Annotated in this window: 16 protein-coding genes; 7 read left to right on the forward strand and 9 right to left on the reverse strand. The window is 58.3% G+C overall.

Annotated features, from left to right (window positions below; translation table 11 throughout):
- Positions 1-75: 75 nt before the first annotated feature.
- On the forward strand, positions 76-1,029 hold the full coding sequence (locus tag PGR09_RS01620; RefSeq protein WP_430915746.1) for an aldo/keto reductase: 954 nt from the start codon (positions 76-78) through the stop codon (positions 1,027-1,029).
- 44 nt (positions 1,030-1,073) lie between these two features.
- Here the strand turns inward: PGR09_RS01620 and PGR09_RS01625 are convergent, their stop codons facing one another.
- The 5 genes from PGR09_RS01625 to PGR09_RS01645 all read right to left on the reverse strand — a co-directional run bounded on the left by PGR09_RS01625 (position 1,074) and on the right by PGR09_RS01645 (position 6,070).
- Positions 1,074-1,391 (reverse strand): hypothetical protein, encoded by a 318-nt coding sequence (locus PGR09_RS01625; RefSeq protein WP_315712903.1) that lies wholly within the window; start codon positions 1,389-1,391, stop codon positions 1,074-1,076.
- A 31-nt stretch (positions 1,392-1,422) separates the two neighbouring features.
- Positions 1,423-2,214, reverse strand: a complete 792-nt coding sequence (locus tag PGR09_RS01630) for a MoaF C-terminal domain-containing protein (protein ID WP_045393381.1) — start codon at positions 2,212-2,214, stop codon at positions 1,423-1,425.
- Positions 2,215-2,239: 25 nt separating this feature from the next.
- On the reverse strand, positions 2,240-3,016 hold the full coding sequence (locus PGR09_RS01635; protein WP_315709617.1) for an SDR family NAD(P)-dependent oxidoreductase: 777 nt from the start codon (positions 3,014-3,016) through the stop codon (positions 2,240-2,242).
- Positions 3,017-3,103: 87 nt separating this feature from the next.
- The gene (locus PGR09_RS01640; RefSeq protein WP_315709619.1) at positions 3,104-4,837 is read right to left on the reverse strand and encodes an arylsulfatase; all 1,734 of its coding nucleotides are present in this window, start codon (positions 4,835-4,837) and stop codon (positions 3,104-3,106) included.
- Positions 4,838-4,882: 45 nt separating this feature from the next.
- Positions 4,883-6,070, reverse strand: a complete 1,188-nt coding sequence (locus PGR09_RS01645; protein WP_315709621.1) for an anaerobic sulfatase maturase — start codon at positions 6,068-6,070, stop codon at positions 4,883-4,885.
- A 426-nt stretch (positions 6,071-6,496) separates the two neighbouring features.
- Between PGR09_RS01645 and PGR09_RS01650 the strand changes: the two genes are divergently transcribed.
- The 3 genes from PGR09_RS01650 (at position 6,497) to PGR09_RS01660 (ending at position 9,603) form a co-directional block, all read left to right on the forward strand.
- A complete protein-coding gene (locus tag PGR09_RS01650) occupies positions 6,497-7,180 on the forward strand; it encodes a helix-turn-helix transcriptional regulator (protein WP_045393597.1) in 684 nt (227 codons plus the stop codon).
- A 117-nt stretch (positions 7,181-7,297) separates the two neighbouring features.
- Positions 7,298-8,491 (forward strand): MFS transporter, encoded by a 1,194-nt coding sequence (locus PGR09_RS01655; protein WP_045393369.1) that lies wholly within the window; start codon positions 7,298-7,300, stop codon positions 8,489-8,491.
- A complete protein-coding gene (locus PGR09_RS01660) occupies positions 8,488-9,603 on the forward strand; it encodes a class II histone deacetylase (protein WP_315709624.1) in 1,116 nt (371 codons plus the stop codon). Before PGR09_RS01655 ends, PGR09_RS01660 begins: the two co-directional genes overlap by 4 nt.
- A 6-nt stretch (positions 9,604-9,609) precedes the next feature.
- On the opposite strand, the gene PGR09_RS01665 is transcribed toward PGR09_RS01660, so the two are convergent.
- The 4 genes from PGR09_RS01665 to PGR09_RS01680 form a co-directional block, all read right to left on the reverse strand.
- Positions 9,610-10,203: a DUF3156 family protein gene (locus PGR09_RS01665; RefSeq protein ID WP_430915747.1), complete on the reverse strand. Its 594-nt coding sequence runs from the start codon at positions 10,201-10,203 to the stop codon at positions 9,610-9,612.
- Positions 10,181-11,680 carry an APC family permease gene (locus PGR09_RS01670; protein ID WP_047049430.1) on the reverse strand — a complete coding sequence of 500 codons (1,500 nt, stop codon included), beginning with the start codon at positions 11,678-11,680 and terminating at the stop codon, positions 10,181-10,183. Before PGR09_RS01670 ends, PGR09_RS01665 begins: the two co-directional genes overlap by 23 nt.
- Positions 11,681-12,053: 373 nt before the next feature.
- The gene (locus tag PGR09_RS01675; protein ID WP_025714914.1) at positions 12,054-12,419 is read right to left on the reverse strand and encodes a cupin domain-containing protein; all 366 of its coding nucleotides are present in this window, start codon (positions 12,417-12,419) and stop codon (positions 12,054-12,056) included.
- 13 nt (positions 12,420-12,432) lie between these two features.
- Entirely contained in the window at positions 12,433-13,734 is a 1,302-nt protein-coding gene (locus PGR09_RS01680; RefSeq protein ID WP_015367823.1) for an NAD(P)/FAD-dependent oxidoreductase, read from the reverse strand.
- A 158-nt stretch (positions 13,735-13,892) separates the two neighbouring features.
- Here PGR09_RS01680 and PGR09_RS01685 point away from each other — a divergent pair, with 158 nt between their 5' ends.
- The 3 genes from PGR09_RS01685 (at position 13,893) to PGR09_RS01695 (ending at position 18,456) form a co-directional block, all read left to right on the forward strand.
- On the forward strand, positions 13,893-15,377 hold the full coding sequence (locus PGR09_RS01685; RefSeq protein WP_289577343.1) for an aldehyde dehydrogenase family protein: 1,485 nt from the start codon (positions 13,893-13,895) through the stop codon (positions 15,375-15,377).
- Positions 15,378-15,700: 323 nt separating this feature from the next.
- Positions 15,701-17,005: an NAD(P)/FAD-dependent oxidoreductase gene (locus PGR09_RS01690; protein ID WP_430915748.1), complete on the forward strand. Its 1,305-nt coding sequence runs from the start codon at positions 15,701-15,703 to the stop codon at positions 17,003-17,005.
- A 368-nt stretch (positions 17,006-17,373) separates the two neighbouring features.
- Positions 17,374-18,456, forward strand: coding sequence for a YncE family protein (locus PGR09_RS01695; RefSeq protein ID WP_316422876.1), 1,083 nt, complete (start codon positions 17,374-17,376; stop codon positions 18,454-18,456).
- Positions 18,457-18,469 lie beyond the last annotated feature (13 nt).

Raw genomic sequence — 18,469 nt, forward strand, 5'->3', positions numbered from 1 at the left:
TATCCACTCGACATCCTCTTCAGACCCCCTGCGGTTATCTGAGGGAAACAGAATATAAGCTAAGGAGTAATCGGCATGATGACACGTCCATTGGGCAAAAGCGGATTTTCCATCGCCCCATTAGTATTTGGCGGCAACGTCTTTGGCTGGACCATCGATGAGAAAACCAGTTTTGCCATTCTTGATGCTTTTGTTGACCACGGTTTTGATGCTATCGATACGGCGGATGTGTACTCCCGCTGGGCGGAAGGCAATCAGGGCGGTGAATCCGAAAACATTATTGGCCGCTGGCTACAGGCGCGCCCCGGCATACGCGATAAAGTCAAAATCTTTACCAAAGTCGGTTCTGATATGGGGCTACCCGGCCATAAAGGATTGAAAAAAGCCTGGATCCAGCAGGCGATTGACGACTCGTTGCGCCGCCTGAATACGGATTACGTCGACCTCTATTTCGCCCACTGGCCGGATCCTGAAACGCCGATCGATGAAACGTTAGAAGCTTTCCAGGCGGTGCAGCAGGCCGGCAAGGTGCGGGCGATTGGCGCTTCAAACCTCGACGCCGGACAGCTGTCATTGGCGCTGGAAGTGGCGCGTAAAGGCGGCCTTCCGGCCTGGCAGGTGCTGCAGCCGGAATATAACCTCTATCACCGCTCCGCGTTTGAAGGGGCGCTTCGCGATCTCTGCGTAAGCCGCGATATAGGCGTGGTGACCTACTACAGCCTGGCTTCCGGCTTCCTGAGCGGCAAGTATCGCCAGCCGTCCGATTTAGCGCAAAGCCAGCGCGGCAGCGGCATCGCTAAATATCTCAATCCACGCGGAATGCGGATTATTGACACGCTGGTCGCGGTGGCGGAAGAACAGCGCGCGAAGCCTGCCGAAGTGGCGTTGGCGTGGCTGATGAGCCGGGAAGGCGTTACCGCGCCGATTGCCAGCGCCACCAGCCTGGCGCAGGTGGAAAGTTTCGCCCACGCGGCGGCGCTGAGCCTCAGCAGCGAACAATTGGCGCGGCTCGACAGCGCCAGCGCCTGAGTCAGTCCCTCACCCCGGAGGCGGCGCGTTGCGCCTTGTCCGGGCTACCAAATCGCACAGTGCGTAGCCCCGGTAAGCGGTAGCGCCACCGGGGATTTTGCGGCACCCAACCTCGGCAGTTTCAGCCAGCGTGGTGAATAATTAACGGCGGGCCGCACGAACGGTAGGCCGGATAAGGCGCAGCCGCCATCCGGCGCAAAGCTGCTCCTTATCCGCGGATGTTGCCCGGCGTAGCGACACATGACCCCTTTACTCATCAGGCTCACCCGCCGTTTCTGCTCCTGAACATGCATTTCCGTCAGCGCCTGATGCCGAAGCACCCGCGCCCGCAGGGCCCGTTCAACCGGATGGGCCCTTCCCATATCGCCGGGTGCTTCTCCCGGCCACGCAATATTATTCCTGATGGCGGGTGACGTTGAGGATCTTCGCGCTCGCGCCGACCGGGAAATTACTCAAGGCGCCAAAATCACTGCCCTGATAACCCATGATCTTACCATCGGTGCGCATCTGCTGAAGATCGATCAAGATAGCCCCCAGCGTGGGAATGATTTTCTCCCGCCAGACGAACAAATAGAGATCCTCCGCCACCTGTACGTAATGGCAGCGATCGACATCCGCCAGCCCCTTTTCCACGCCGTCCAGACACTGCCAGGCGTAAAAATTATCGTTGAGATAGATGTGTTCATAACGCTCGGTCGGACTATAGGTGTACTGATTGCGCATGCCGACCAGCGCGGTGGTAAAGTCCGGCAGCGGCCCCGGCTGGGCATCCAGGCGGGCGAAGACAAATCGCGCCTCGACGGCGGTCAGCGGCAACCCTTGCTCTACCCGGCTGAAGGCGTCCAGCCGCGCGGCGGCTTCGTCCGGTAGCTGGCCGTATACCAGCGTGGCGTTGCGCTGCGTCAGGTTGCATACCGCGCTGATACTGGCGTTATCGCGCTCCGGGTCAAGAAAATCGATAAACAGAATATCGGGGCGCAGGGCGGTTGCCCGCCAGGGCGCGCGTTTGCCGTTCCAGAGCAGAGTCTGGTCATTTTCGATAATCAGCTGCTGCGGCTCGCTCCCGGCGGCATAAAAGGTAAAGCGTTCTCCTGCGGGCAGACTGGCGGTGGCCAGCAGGTTGCCGTGCGGGGCGAAACCATCGGCCAGCGCGCCGACCTGGATAAATACGGCTTCTGAAGTCATGTGAGCTCCTGAGTAGAGTGGGGCGTTAAGTAAACGCCAGCGTTGGAACATCGACGATGCTGGAACCGCCGTCGGCGACCAGCGTCGCACCGCTGATAATGGCGGCCTGCGGCGAGCAGAGAAATTGGCTGGCCTGCGCTATTTCATCGGGGCTGGCGGGGCGGCGTAGCGGAACGTCGCGGCACACCCGTTGATAGGCCTCGGTAAGCGACAACCCTTCCTCCTGCATCAGCGGAATCATCTCTTCATCCGCCATCGGGGTGGTGACCCAGCCGGGGCAGATGGCATTGGCGCGGACGCCCTGTGGGCCGTAATCGCGGGCGACGGAGCGCATCAGGCCGATTAACGCGTGTTTGGCGGTGACGTAGCCACAGGCCTGCGGCCCGGCGGCAAGGGAAGCGATGGAGGCGACGAACAGTACATTGCCGCGGCTGGCGATAAGCGAAGGCAGGCAGGCGCGCACGCTGACGAAAGCGCTGTTCAGGTTCGCGTCCAGCGCCTCTCGCCATTGGCGATCGCTGGTGTCGGCGGCGGCGCTATTGCCCATGCCGCCGGCGCTGCAGATGAGCACATCGATACCGCCGGTTTGGTCGAGAATTGCCGGTAGCAGCCGTTCCCGCCAGACATCGCCGTCGGCGGCATCGCCCACCAGCGCCGTGGCGCCTATCTCATCGGCGAGAGTCCGCAGTGGATGTTGCCGCCGTCCGGTGATAAACACCCGATCGCCCGCTGCCGTCATCAGCCGCGCGCAGGCGGCGCCAATCCCGCTTCCGCCGCCGGTAATTACCACGACTCTCGCCATCCGCTCTCTCCTGTAGTGGGTTCAGGATTACCTTAGAAAGCGAGTCAACTTCCGGCTATCGCCCGGAAGAACGATAGCCGGGTTTGTTTATTGGCCCTCGTTCACAGGAATCGCCTGCGGCGCAGGCACCGGCTTCATGGTTGCCGGATCGACCGCCAGATAACGCCCGGTTTTGTTATCGATACCGACATAATCGATCATCTTGCCCTGCGCTTTGGTAACCATGGTGCGCTTAGCAAATGCCTCGTAGGCGTCGCTCATGGCTTTGACCCGGTCGGCATGTTGGGCCGCGACGTCATGCGTCTCCAGCGGATCGTCATGCAGATTAAACAGCTGCCACGGCGCGTCGCCGGCGTTGAGTCCGAGCTTGACTAAACGCCGCAGCTTCCATTCACCATCGACCCAGGCTGCCTGATTATGCAGTTCAACCCCGTAGTTGCCGCGCGGCGGCTGCTGGACTTCACCGGTCAGATAGCGCTTAAAGCTGACGCCAATCATCGGCAACACGGGTTTCTTCGCCAGCGATTTATTGGGATCGATACCGGCGAATTCATATAGCGTCGGCGCCACGTCGTACACCGCCATGGTTGAGGCGTCGATTTTACCGCGCCGGGTAATGCCGGGACCGGAGATCATAAAGTCGGTATTGATGCCGCCCTGGGCGCTGGTGGTTTTGTGATAATTGGCGTAGGGGGCGTTGCTGACGTTGGCCCAGTGGGGGCCGTAGGAGACAAATGATCCTTTGCGGCCCACGTTGTCATAGCTGTTATCGAACTGCTTCCAGAATTCGGGGGTAGATTCGTAATAAAAACCCTGTGCCGGGTTGGCGCCGTTATCGGTTAAAAATACCAGCAGGGTATTTTTATCGCGCCCGGTTTGTTTCAGCGTCTCCATCAGTGTGCCGATTTGCGCGTCCATATTGGCGATCATCGCCGCATACACCTGCATGACTTTCGCCGTATATTTCTGCTGTTCTGGCGTTAGCGCCTCCCACTCTTTATCCAGCTCCAGATGCGGCAGCGGGGTGTCGTCATGAATGATTCCCAACGCTTTCAGACGGGCGATGCGCTGGCGATAGACCTCGGCGTAACCCTGCTCATACTGGCCTTTAAAACGTTTGATCCACTCATCCGGCGCCTGCAGGGGGTCATGAGGGGCGGTGAAGGCGAGCCAGGCGAAGACCGGCTGCTCCTTCGGCGTCGCTTTAATCCAGCTATTCATCTGGCGGGCATAAGCTTCGCTGGAGTAAAAATCATCCGGCAGGGAGATGCGCTCGCCATCGCGGGTATAGTAAGTGTGGAACGCCTCGACGGTTCCGAGCGGAATCGCATCGTTAAAGTGGCTGGTGCCGCCGCCCATAAAGGCGAAGGAGTGGTTAAAACCGCGGTCCTTCGGCGTGGCGCCGGGAACAAAACCGAGATGCCATTTGCCGGCCATCAGCGTGTTATAGCCGGCATCTTTAAAGCGTTCGGCCATGGTGGTGACGCGGTCGGTCAGCCGCAGTTCGTAACCCTCTTTGCCAATGGTGCTGTCGTACCACCACATGCCGCCCATCCCGGCCTGCTGGTTACTGTTGCCGGTCAACAGCATCGAACGCGCCGGGGCCGACATCGGTGAGGTGTAATACTGGCTCATGCGGATACTTTGCTCCGCCATGGCCTGCAGGTTGGGGGTGGGGATCTCACCGCCGAAGGGGCTAATATCGGAATAACCCATATCATCGGCGATAATCACGATGACGTTTGGATGCTCATTCTGTGCGCCGTGCGCGCCGCCGGCGAGGATCATGCTGACCGCCGCGGCCATGGCTTTTTTGTTCACGACTGACTCTCCTGTTCATAGTGGGATAACCATCAGGGCAAAGGGCTACGCGGGATGCGCGGCCCCAACAAACGCGGCCCGCCAGGCTTTCAGGCCGTTAAGGTCGCGGGAAAAGGGACGTAATGGCGCGAGGATTTCGCTAAAGAATCGGTAATAACCGCCGCATAGCCGATTGTTGCCAGCGGCGTTGAGATGCGCGGGGCAGCCGCCCTGGCAGACCATTTTTACGGAGCAAGTCTGACATTCGCGGCGCAGGCTTTTTTGCTGGCCGAAAGGGAGCTGAACGGATGCGTCGACCGCGGCGGCGAGCGTCTGCTCGTCAAGGCGGCCCAGACGGTGTTCGGCGTTGATCAGATGATCGCAGGCGTAAAGCTGGCCGTCAGACTCCATCACCAGATTGCTGCCGCAGCGGGCGCTATGCACGCAGCTGCCGCTGGTATGGGTAAAATATTGCGCCCACGCCTGTTCGATATTGATGACGAATACCCGCCCCATATCGCAGCGCTTTTGCCACTGTCGCCAGATACCGACCATAAAACGCCCCCAGTTATCGGCGCTGAGCTGATAACCCTCACGCAGCGCGGCGCCTTCGCTCATTAGCGGCTGGAACTGCAGATAGCGCGCGCCAAGCGTGACCACCCGGTCATAAATCGCCGCCGCGTGGGCGGCCATCTCGTTATGCACCACCACCAGCAGATTAAACTCCACCTGATGCTGGTGGAGCAGGGCGATACCGCGTAGCGCCGCCGGCCAGGAAGCCTGCCCGCGTTTATCCGGTCGATGGTGGTTTTGCAGCGCTTCGCTACCTTCGAGGCTGACGCCGATAATAAAGCGATGTTCGCGAAACAGCCGGCACCAGGCGTCGTTGATAAGCGTCCCGTTGGTCTGCAGGCTATTGCTGATGGTTACGCCGTCAGGGGCGTAACGCTGCTGCAGGGCGAGCGCTTTTTTATAAAAACGTAGCCCGGCCAGTAGCGGCTCGCCGCCCTGCCAGACAAAGTTGATTTCCCGCGCGCTGGCGGGCTGGGCGGCAATATAGCGGTGGATAAACTGCTCCAGCCGCGCTTCGTCCATCTTCCTGACCGGCGTTTCATCCTGCGGGTAGTAGCAGTAGCGGCAGGCGAGGTTACAGGCGGGGCCAATTGGTTTCATCAGAATATGAAACGGCAGCGATGAGCGTGGTTCGACGGCCAGCGGAATTTGCTGCTGGCGTAAGGCGGCGATATTCAGCATCGGCTTATCCTCTATTAATTGCTGGCCTGGGGCGGCATATTTGGGCAATAGCAAGTCAGGCGTAATCCGTTGATTAAGCCGCGGCGTTAAATTATCGACATCCTTTTTAGGGTATAAATGAAAAAATGCAAAAAACTATCGTTCTTAAGGATGAGATCGGACCTGCCAATATAAGGGTTTTTAATCCTTGCCGGAAAATAACGCGTGATGTTAATAACTTTTGTTTATGTTTTAACGCCGCTACGTTAACAGATAGCAGGGTGATTTTTAAATGCTTTAAATAACAATGTATTGATGAAAAGTTTGTAATGGATATCACATTGTTAACATGTTAATGATTGTGTTACTTAAATGTGAAATGTATGCTTCATCTTACTCTGGTAATCCGCGTGTTACGCACCACCACCTTGACGGGGGGGAAATATCATGTCTGCTTTATTAAAAGCCAGTCGTAATGATGCGATAATAGCCCGTTGTTTACAGACTATTTCACAGTTAATTCCACTGTCTTCAGCGGTTTTTTATCGAGTAAATAATCGTTTAAAACCTGAAAACTATATATTGCATAATATTTCGGATAATACACACCAACAATATCTGGAAAGCTTCCAGCCGTTGGATCCGCACCTGCCGGCGCACTTTAGTCACCAGAGTACGACCATGGCAGCGATGACGCCGCGACTCTGTGACCGCAACCGCCACTACTATCATGAATTTATGTTGCCGAATAACGTACGCGACATGACCGAAATCTTTATTCGCCGCGAACGGCGGATCGTTGCCGGTATCTCGCTGATGCGCGACGTGCCTTTTTCCAGCGAGGAACGCCTCCGGGCCCAGGCGGTACTACCGCTGGTGGAGCTGGCTATTCGCGATTTCCTGCAGGAAGAGGATCAACTCCCTGCCATCCTGACGGCCAAAGAGCGCGAAATCGTCGGCATGGTGCGTGAAGGCGCCAGCAACAAGCTGATTGCCCGCCAGCTGGATATCTCGCTCTCGACGGTGAAAACCCATCTGCGCAATATTTTCGCCAAGACTGAAGTTGTCAACCGGACTGAACTCGTTTCCCGAACCTGGATGCCTGCCGCTCAGCGTACGCTGCATCTGTAATCTGACTATCGCATCCCGCGCGCGCCGTGGCAGCACGGCGTTTTCCTGATGCCTGTGGGTATCACTCCCTGGATAACCGTCCGGGGGGAGGCTTTTTTGACTGGAGCACGCCCTACGATGTCGAGTACACCTCTTTCTGAAAATAGCCTTTCCCGGCCTGGCGGGCTGGTGGTGTCGCTGCGTTTGCTGGCGGCGATTGTTATTTTCGCCGCCATTGCGCCGGGGATTTTAATGACCGCGCCGGCGGTGGCGGCGCAGCTGGCCAGCGAATGGCACCTTAAACCCGGACAGATCGGCTGGCTATTTTCGGCGGAGCTCGGCGCGATGAGCCTGGCGACGCTCCCGGCGTGGTGGTGGATGAACCGCCTCGACTGGCGGCGGGTGGCACTCGTCGCCTGCGCGGTATTTCTGCTCGCTAACCTTGCTTCGGCGGTAGTCACCCAGTATGCGTCGCTGCTGGCGGTACGCTTTATTGCTTCCCTGGCGGGCGGCACGCTAATGATTTTGTGCATTAGTTGCGCGGCGGGAACGCCGAATCCATCGCGGGTGTACGCATTCTGGGTACTGGGGCAGCTGCTATTAGGCATGCTTGGCCTGCTGGTGTTGCCCGGCCTGTTCGTGACCTTTGGCCTGAAGGTCGTTTATCTGCTCCTCGCCGCCATCATGCTCTGCTGTTTGCCGCTGGTTTCCGCCTTCCCGTCGCGTTTTCAAGCGCAATCGGCTTCCCATCGCCAGCCACCTGCAGCGTCGTGGCGTAAGGCGCTGGCGGTGCTCGCGGTTCTCACCTTCTATATCAGCCTCAGCGCGGTATGGACCTTTATCGGCACCATCGGCAGCGGGGCGGGGTTGAGTCCGACAGAGGTCGGTCTGGTGCTGGCGGCGGCGACGGTGTTCGGCATTATCGGCGCCGGCGGCGCGGCTCTACGCGGTACCCAACGTCCGGACCGGCTGGCGGTGTGGCTGGGATACGCGCTGCTGATCGCCAGCGTGCTGTTACTGACGGGCCATCCGCTGCTGGTGCGTTACGCCATCGCGGCGCTGCTGTTTAAGTTCACCTGGACTTTCGTGCTGCCTTTTATCCTCGCTCGCGTGGCCGCGCTCGATAACAGCGGCCGGTTGATGAACAGCATCAATCTGGTGATCGGCGGCGGAATGGCAGCCGGCCCGGCGCTCGCGGGGGCCTTACTGCAACATTTCGCCAGCGCCAATCCGCTGCTGGCGGCGGCAGGCGCCTGCGCGCTGCTGTCTCTGATTTTGATTGCGGCGGCGTCGTCCGCCGGAAAAGGTTTAGCCAACGGGAGGATAGAGTGAAAAGAAAAACCGGTTTCTTCTTTGATGAACGTTGTTTCTGGCACAGTACCGGCCTGCACGCGGTAACGCTGCCGGTCGGTGGCTGGGTACAGCCGCCCGCCGGCGGCGGCCATGCCGAGTCGCCGGAGACCAAACGGCGGATGAAAAACCTGATGGACGTCTCCGGACTGACGCCGCAGCTGGAACTACGCAGCACGGCGGCGGCGAGCCTTGAGGACCTGCGGCGGATCCATCCTGATAGCTATCTTGAGCGTTTTAAGGCAATCAGCGATAACGGCGGCGGCATGCTCGGCAAAGAGGCGCCGCTGGGGCCGGGGAGTTATGAAATCGCCTGCCTTTCCGCCGGACTGGCCTGTGCCGCCGTGGAAGCGGTGCTTAAGGGGGAACTGGATAACGCCTATTCGCTGTCGCGGCCGCCCGGACACCACTGCCTGCCGGACCAGTCGATGGGGTTTTGTTTCCTCGCCAATATTCCCATTGCCGTTGAACGGGCGAAAGCGTTGCTGGGGCTCGGCAAGGTGGCGATTATTGACTGGGACGTTCACCACGGTAACGGTACGCAGCATATCTATCTGCAGCGCGATGACGTGCTGACTATCTCATTGCATCAGGACGGCTGCTTCCCGCCGGGCTACTCCGGCGAGGACGATCGCGGCGTTGGCGCGGGCGAAGGTTACAACATCAATATTCCGCTGCTGGCCGGGGCGGGCGACGACAGCTGGCGCTATGCGCTGGAAACTATCGTCATTCCCGCGCTGGCGCGTTTTGAGCCGGAACTGATTATTATCGCCTGCGGCTATGATGCCAACGCGATGGATCCATTAGCGCGGATGCAGCTACATAGTGACAGCTTCCGGGCGATGACCGAACAGGTCCAGCAGGCGGCGGATCGCCTGTGCGGCGGGAAACTGGTGATGGTGCATGAAGGCGGCTACGCCGAGTCCTACGTGCCGTTCTGCGGCCTGGCGGTGATGGAAACGCTGAGCGGCGTGCGCACCGAGGTTGAGGATCCGCTGCTGGAATTTATTCACCAGCAGCAGCCGCGCGCCGCATTCGCACAGTTCCAGCGCCAGGCCATCGATCGGCTGGCGCAGCAGTTCGGTCTGCTATAAAACGCCTCAGCTTCCCCGCTGTGATGGCGGGGAAGTCAATGTTTTCCCTTCTGCGATTTCACCGCGCATCCACTGACTTACCGCCTGATTAATCATCGCCAGCACGCTGAGCAGCAGCATCCGCTGCTGCGCTTCGAGCTTCAGATAACGGCGCAGCGGCGGCATTTTACAGACCACTTCGCTGGCGGCCCAGGGTTCAATGCAACAGCGCCAGCCGCTATCGTCAAAGGTCAACGAAAAGCGGCGGTAGTCCAGCTCGCTTAAGGTGTGCTGGAGATTAGGAAAACCGTTGAGATAGCCGGCGAGTTCCGCGCTCTCTTTACTGCCGATAAAGCGGATGGGCTGACGTTTCAGCCAGCCGGATTGGTGGGCGCGGATCTTGCCGCGAGCGGGCCGGGTAACCGGCCCCTCGACGACAAACTCGCAGCTGTGAATGCTGGCCATAAATAGCCGCTTCTGGCGCACGCTGAAGATGACGGCGGTGGCGTCGTTCAACCGCAACATCGCGCTGCGTTCGCTGAGTTTTTCGCTCGGCCAGCCCGCTAAGTCGCGCTGCACCGCGTTCATTAATGGTGTTTCAAACCAGGGGACGGAGGGCATCAGGCGTCATCTCCCCGCGGGTCTGTTTCTCATAATTGCCGATAGCGCGCTCGACCACCTCTTCCACCTCCAGCGGCTTGAACGGATTAACGCGCTGTACGCATAGCGTCCAGAACAGGGCATAGGCGGCGGTCAGGCCGAGCATAATCCCGAACGGCACCAGCACCTCGCGGCTGTCCATCCCCGGTGGGGTAATATTCACAATCGCGATGATAATCCCGACGCTGGAGATAATCTGCGGTAGCGGGAACCACGGCGAGCGGTAGGCGCGCGGCAGGTCAGGGCGGCGAATGCGCAGCATCACCACCGACAGCGTGACCAGCAGATAGGCCACGCCCCAGGCGCATACCGCGGCGAGGATCAGCGGTACGATACGGTCCAGATCGCCGTTCAGGTACCAGGCGTGCAGGCAGGGGATGGCCACGCCGATGGCAATTGCGATCACCGGCGTTTTGAAGCGCGGATGCAGCCAGGTAAGAAAACGCGGCAGCGCGCCGTCCAGCGCCATACCGTAAATAATACGCGGCACCGCGGCCATTAACGTATTAATGGTTGCACAGCCTGCCAGCAGCAGGCCGACCCCGAGCCAGTACTGGCCGGCGTGGCCCATCACCCGCTCGGCGAAGGCCGGGATCGCCATCGGCGTGTCCAGCAAATGGACGTTATTCGCCGCATCGATCACCACGTTTTCCACCTGGCGGTTAATCGCCGCGCCGTAGATAAACATGCAGCTGGCGACCCCCAGCAGACCCAACGCCATCGCCCGCGGAATGGTGCGGTGGGCTTTTTTGATTTCCGGCGCCATCGGCGTCACCAGTTCGCAGCCGACGAACATAAACATCGCCATGCCGATATAGCCGAACAGGCCGGAGATATCGCTAACGTTCAGCGGCGTGCCGAACCAGCCGGAAAGATGAGTCACCGGCGCCATAAAAATGCCGCACAGGCCGAAAATGGTCAGCGTTGTCCACATGCCAAAGGTAAGCACCACTTCGACCTTGCCGAAAATTTCCACGCCAATGGCGTTGAGCAGGCCGAAAATGACCACCATACCGACGCCCACCATCCAGGTGTTTTGATGGGCGGCCATCTGCGCGTTGACCGATTCGAAGTTCACCAGCGCCATAATGCCGGCGAGAATGGTCTCCGCGGTGCCGGCGAAGATATGGACGATAAGATAGGCGCACAGCGCGCCGGTAATGGCGAAGAAGCGGCCCATACCGCAGGATATATAGTCGTACACCGAGCCGGTGGTAGGGATTAACGTTGCGGCTTCGGCGAAGGTAGTGACCTGTGCTTGCATCATAATAAAAGCCAGCAGTACCGCCAGCGCGAAGGTGTCGCCGCCCATGCCGAATCCGCTGGTGACCGTCAGGATCACCGGGCTTGCCATAATCAGCCCAACCGAGCTGGCGAGGGTCGTCGGAAAGCCGACGACGCCGCGTTCAAGATGGCTGGCGAGTCTGTTACTAAACATAGTCAACCTCTGCACAATGTAGGGGAGGGCAGGGAATAGCCAGCGCCACTCCCGGATAGTCATAATTTAGGCGGGCATCCTGCTCAACGAATATCGTCCGGAAGGTGGAGAGCAACGGGTGAATCTGTGACGTAGTCCATGAATGTGGCGGTTGATAAACAAGATGGCCCCGGAAAGCGGGGCCATCTGTCTTGCCACGTTGCGCGTATTTCTACCGGGTGGCGGCTAGCGCCTTACCCGGCCTACGGTCCGTGCGGCCTGCCTTTAATTTGGCCTCAAAACCCCGGTAGCGCTGACGCTTATCGGGGCGACAGCGCTGTGCGATTTGGTAGCCCGGAGAAGGCGCAATACGCCGCCGGGCATTATCAGCGTGTTAGCGCGTCTCGACGTTCGCCAGATAGTGTTTGACGAAACGTGGGGTGAGGATTTTCCACTCCACTTCGGTGCCCTGTTTGACAAACCAGCTGTCCCCCGGCGCGAAGCGCTGCGGCTCGCCGCCGGCGACGGTCAGTTCAACTTCGCCCTCCAGCACGGTGGCGTGTTCGGTAAACGGGTAGGTCATGGTGAAGCTCCCTTCGGTGGACGAAAACAGTCCGCAGGTAAAGGCGTCCTGCGGCTCGCCGTATATCATCGCGCCCGCTACCTGCGGGTCGCCGGCGGTCGGCGTCGCGCCGAGCAGGCTGACGCTGCCGATCGGCTGTAGTTCAGGTACCGGGTGTTTGAGTTTAAAAGCGTGCATAGCGTTCTCCTGATTAACTCCGGCCTTTCCAGAAACCGGCGGTTTGATGCATCAGTTTTCCGGCGGTGACTAATAGCAAGCGCAGGCTGTCACGGCCGTGGATGGTCGCGTGGGGAATGCTGCTTAGCAGACGATAGCGGTCGGAACCGCCATTGATCCCTTCGGCGAGGATTTTGCACACGATGTGCGAGGGGGTGACGCCGAAGCCGGAGTACCCCTGGACGTAAAAGACGTTGTTATGGTCGCGTAAGGTGCCAATCTGCGGGAACAGGTTGGCGCTACAGGCCATCGGCCCGCCCCAGGCGAAATCGATCTTCACATCTTTCAGGTATGGGAAGACCTCCGCCAGCAGCGTACGGTTCCAGGCGGCGAAATCGTTCGGCGTATACTCCACGAAGCGGGTAGCGCTGCCGAACAGCAGGCGGTTTTCGCGGGTGACGCGGTAGTAGTTAATCACCGGGCGAATATCGCTGAAGGCGCCGCGCAGCGGGCTGATACGCTCGATCAGTTCATCGGAGAGCGGCTCGGTCGACACCTGATAGGAGTAGGTGACCAGCGTTTTGTTGTAGATCTCCGGCTCCATATTGTTGAGGAAGCTGTCGCAGGCCCACAGTAGTTTGGCGGCTTTAACGCTGCCCATCGCGGTGCGCACCCGTACCTGTTTGCCGTAATTCACCTCCACCACCGGCGAGGATTCGAAAATCTTCACCCCCAGCGAATGCGCGGCCTGCGCCGAACCAAGCAGCATATTGAGTGAATGGATCTGCCCGCCGCCCATATGTTTCAGCGCGCCGCAGTAAACTTCGGAGCCGACCACCTGCTGCACCTCTTTCCCGGTATACAGTTCGATTTCTTCATCGGGGGTGGCGGCTTTAAACTCCTTCTCCCACTGGCGTAGCGTTTTAAGCTGCCGCTGGTTATAGGCCAGGTAGCCGTAGCCGGGGACGAAATCGGCGTCGATGTTGTATTTGCGGATGCGTTCGCGAATGATACCCGCGCCGAGGTTGGCGATTTTAAATAGCGTCTCCAGCCCCTCTTTGCCGACGTGTTTTTTCACCGCTTCGATATCGTGGCCGATCCCAGCCATCACCTGACCGCCGTTGCGCCCGGTGCCGCCATAGCCAAGATGGCGCGCTTCCAGCACCACCACGTTGGTGATCCCCTGTTCCGCGAGTTCGAGCGCGGTGTTAATGCCGGAAAAGCCGCCGCCGATAATTACCACATCGGCTTCGATATCTTCCCGCAGCGCCGGAAAATGGAGCTGGTATTTCTTCGTCGCGCCGTAGTAGTTCAGCGCATCGATTTTAATATTCATCGCGTTACCCTGTCGTCTTGCCTGGCTCAATGTCCTCATCACAGCACGCCGCGCGGGCGCTGAATATCGTCCGGAAGAATGACGTTCTTTAGAACGATGGGCGGTGCGGCGCAACCGTGCTGTGATGGGCTAACTTTGCTAAAAAACGGGTGCTGACGATGAGCGAGATAACCTTACTGGCGGAAGTGACCGCCTTTTTACGCCAGCCGCACGGGCAGTTTATTGCCGGTCATCGGGAGGCGGGCCACGGCGCGCCGTTCGCGGTGATAAACCCAGCGACCGGACAGGCGATTGCCGAGGTCACGGCGGCGGATGTCGGCCAGGCGGACCGCGCGATGGAGAGCGCCCGCCTGGCGTTTAATCAGTGGCGCGAGATACCGACGCTGGCGCGCGGCGCGCTGCTGCTGAAACTGGCGGACACGCTGGCAGAGCATCGCGAAGAGCTGGCGCAGCTGGAAAGCCTCTGCTCCGGTAAGACCATCACCCTGGCGCGGATGCTGGAACTGGATCAATCGGTAGCGTTTTTGCGCTACTTCGCCGGCTGGGCGGGAAAAATCACCGGGGAAACCCTGGATGTGTCGCTGCCGTCGATGGCCGGGGAGAAATATACCGCCTTTACCCGCCGCCAGCCGTTGGGCGTGGTGGTCGGCATCGTACCGTGGAACTTCTCGATTATGATTGCCATCTGGAAGATGGCGGCGGCGCTGGTCTGCGGCTGCACTATCGTCCTCAAGCCGAGCGAGTATACGCCGCTGACGCTGCTGCGGGTGGCGGAACTGGCGAAAGCGGCGGGTATCCCGGATGGCGTCATTAACGTGGTCAACGGCGCCGGAGGCGAAATCGCCCAACGGCTCATCACGCATCCGGCCTGCGCCAAAGTGAGCTTCACCGGCTCGGTGGCGACCGGGGAAAAAGTCCAGCAGTCGGCCAGCGGGTCAGGTAAACGGGTTACGCTGGAGCTGGGCGGTAAAAACGCCGCGCTGTTCCTCGATGATCTGACGGCGGAGGCCATGGTGAACGGCATCATTGAAGCCGGTTACCTCAACCAGGGGCAGATTTGCGCCGCCGCTGAGCGCTTTTATCTGCCGCAGGGCAAGCTGGATGCGGTACTGGCGCTGCTGAAAGATAAGCTCAGCGCTTTCGCGCCGGGGTCGCCGCTGGATGAACAAACGCTGATGGGGCCGCTGGCCAACCGCCAGCAGTATGACAAAGTCTTGCGGCTCATTCAGACCGCGCGCGATGAGGGCGATACCATCGTTTGCGGCGGCGAAGCGCTGCCCGGCGAGGGCTATTTCCTGCAGCCGACGGCGGTTAAAGTGCGCAGCGAAGAGAGCACCCTGATGCGCGAAGAGACCTTCGGCCCGGTATGCAGCTTTATTGGCTATCGCAGCGAAGAAGAGGCGCTGGCCCGAATTAATGCTTCGCCCTATGGGCTGGCGGCCAGCGTCTGGTCGGATAATATCCGCCAGGCGCTGCGCTACTCGCAGGCTATTGACGCCGGGATCGTATGGGTCAACATGCATACCTTCCTCGACCCGGCGGTGCCGTTCGGCGGCATGAAAGGATCGGGTATTGGCCGTGAGTTTGGTAGCGCGTTTATTGATGATTATACTGAACTTAAATCGGTGATGATGCGTTATTAAACCGCGGTAATACGTTGCTGCCGCTAATCACCCTTCATTAAATATAAGACTTAATAGTTATTATTATCTAATCCTTACCCTGGCCGCTAAATAATAATTTAGTGGCCTTTTTATTTACCTCGAATATGCGTGCAAGGAAATTGCCTGAAAACTTGTACAATAATATCCCGATTAAAAATTGCCGCCAATTAAATTTGCGATTACCAATATGCACCCCGTAATCATCTAATGGATGACTGGCATTTTATTGTTTGAATTATTGTTAACTAAAAATTATCTGAGAGTTTTTAATTAACATTTAATTAATTATTTTGGAGTTCATCTTGACTACGCCATTAAAAGAGATCGTTATTGTCGGCGGCGGCGCCGGCGGGCTGGAGCTAGCGACCCAACTGGGACGTAAATTAGGGCGTCGGCGGAAAGCGAATATTACCCTTGTCGACCGCAGCCAGAGTCATCTGTGGAAACCGCTATTGCATGAAGTCGCCACCGGTTCGCTGGATGAAGGCGTCGATGCGCTGAGCTTTCTCGCGCATGCCAGCAAGCATCATTTTTCCTTTCAGCACGGTTCGGTGATGGATATCGATCGGCAGGATAAGACTATTACTATCGCCGCGCTGCGGGATGAGCAGGGAGAAATGCTGGTGCCGGAACGCAAGTTGCGCTGGGATACGCTGGTGATGGCGCTGGGCAGTACGTCGAACGATTTTAATACGCCAGGGGTAAAAGAACACTGTATTTTCCTCGACAGCGCTGAGCAGGCAAAAGTATTTCATCAGCAAATGCTGAACCAATTTCTGCGCTATTCCGCCGACCCGCAGACCACCGGTAAGGTCAATATTGCCATTGTTGGCGGTGGCGCTACCGGCGTTGAATTATCTGCCGAATTACATAATGCGGTAAAAGAACTGCGCAGCTACGGTTATAAAGAACTGACCAACGAAGCGTTAAATGTCAGCCTGATAGAGGCCGGCGACGGTATTTTGCCCGCGCTGCCAAAAAGGATTTCCCGCGCCGCGCACGAAAAGCTGCGTAAACTTGGCGTGAATGTGATGACCAATACCACGATCACCGGCGTTGAGGAGCGTGGATTGCATACTAAAGACGGCCAGTTTATCGAGGCGAGTTTAATTGTCTGGGCGGCGGGGATCAAAGCGCCGGACTTCATGAAGGATATTGCCGGGCTGGAGACCAACCGTATCAATCAGCTGGTGGTGACCCCGACGCTGCAAACCACGCGCGACGCTGATATTTTTGCTTTCGGCGACTGCGCGGCGTGCCCGCGTCCGGAAGGCGGATTTATCCCGCCGCGCGGCCAGGCGGCCCATCAGATGGCGCTGTTCACCGCCGATAATATTATCGCCCGCATGAAGGGGCATAAGCTGAAAGCGTTCTCCTATCGCGATCGCGGTTCGCTGGTTTCACTGTCCAGCTATACCACCTTCGGTAGCATTATGGGGCATCTGCCGATCGGCCCGCTGATGGTCGAAGGCCGTATTGCGCGCATGGTTTACGATTCGCTGTATCGGATGCATCAGGTGACGCTGCACGGTTATTTCAAAACCGGCCTGATGATGCTGTCCGGCGGGATTAACCGTATTATTCGCCCGCGCCTGAAATTGCATTAAACGTGCTAAGCCGCCCTTCGCCAGAAGCGTGCGGCTTAGCCTCCTGTCGCCCGGATAAGGCGTAATGCGCCGCTATCCGGGTATGTATCGATCCCGCAGTTCTTTTCTCCCCCTATCAATCCGCCATCCCACGTTAAAAAATCAGCAGATAATCTTTTTTGCCCGCCGAGGCTTGTTTGACATTCGATAATGAGTATAGTTCTCATTCTCTTTTTTGTTCGCAGACTAAGCAGGGATCGATCTGCGCCAGTGAGTCGTTCACAAGGAACAGCGAAGGCGTAGGGTGACGCAAAGACAGCAGGCCGGAAACACACAATATCGGCCGCTGCGCGACCACCGGGTCATTGATTTTTTATAGGGTTGTTCCAATGAAATACACTCTTCCGGCGTTGGCGCTGGCCATCAGCGCGACGTTAGGCGGCTGCGCGACCCACCATTCCGCTGCCGTTGCTCAACCGGTTGTTAACTCTCCTGCGGCTAACGTGGCGCAACCTCTGCAGCGCCAGCTAGCGGAAGGGTTGTACGAGATGGCGCTAAGCCCGCAGGGCGATGCGCTGTACGTCGCCAGCGCCGAGGGCTTTAAAGATGTGCAGGGCGGAGCGGTTTACAAGCTGGATCCGCAAACCCTTAATACCATCGGCCTGACGCATACCGATCTGAAAAACTTCGCTTTACAGCTCTCTGCGGATGGTAAAACGCTATACGTCAGCAATTCGCTCGACGGCGGCATCAGCGCTATTGACACCGCCACCGGCAAGGTAAAAAACCGCCTGCTGTTCAGCGAGCGCAATGAAAAAGGGCTCCCCTATGGGGCGCGTCAGCTGCTGCTGTTAAATAATACCCTCTACGTTGGGGCGGTCGCCGACCCGGCGCAAATCTGGGTGGTTGACGCCACTACCCTGAAGCTGAAAACGCGGATTAAAAACACCGGTAAATGGATGACCGGCCTGCACTATTCTGCACAAACCGGGCGCGTATACGCCGCCAACGGCAGCGGTGAAATTCTGGTGATCAACCCGCGCAACCAACGCATTGAACAGCGCTGGAAGCCGCTGGGCGACAAGCCGGCGCTGCTGCTTAATATGGCCGAAGATAGCGAAACCGGTCGTCTGTTCGTGACCGATAACTCGAAAGCGAAAACCACCCTGGTGTTGGATATCCACAGCGGCAAACTGCTTAAACAGCTCGATGTCGGCGATTCGCTGGCGGTGCAGTTCAATGGGAAACGCCACGAGATTTATATTTCACAGCGTGAATCCGGCAAGGTTATCAGCCTTGACGCCAGCCGCTACACGCTGAAGAAAAGCTGGGCGCTGCCGGCCAATCCCAACAGCCTGCTGCTTTCCGCCGATGGTCAGACGCTGTTTGTCACCGTCAAACAGCCCTTCAATAAAGACCACTCCACTAAAGGCCCGGACAGCATCGTACGTATCGACCTGAACGCGCAATAAAAATAACTGGCCC

The organism is Klebsiella sp. 141251, from assembly GCF_050600725.1.
GTDB classification, from domain to species: Bacteria; Pseudomonadota; Gammaproteobacteria; order Enterobacterales; family Enterobacteriaceae; genus Klebsiella; species Klebsiella aerogenes.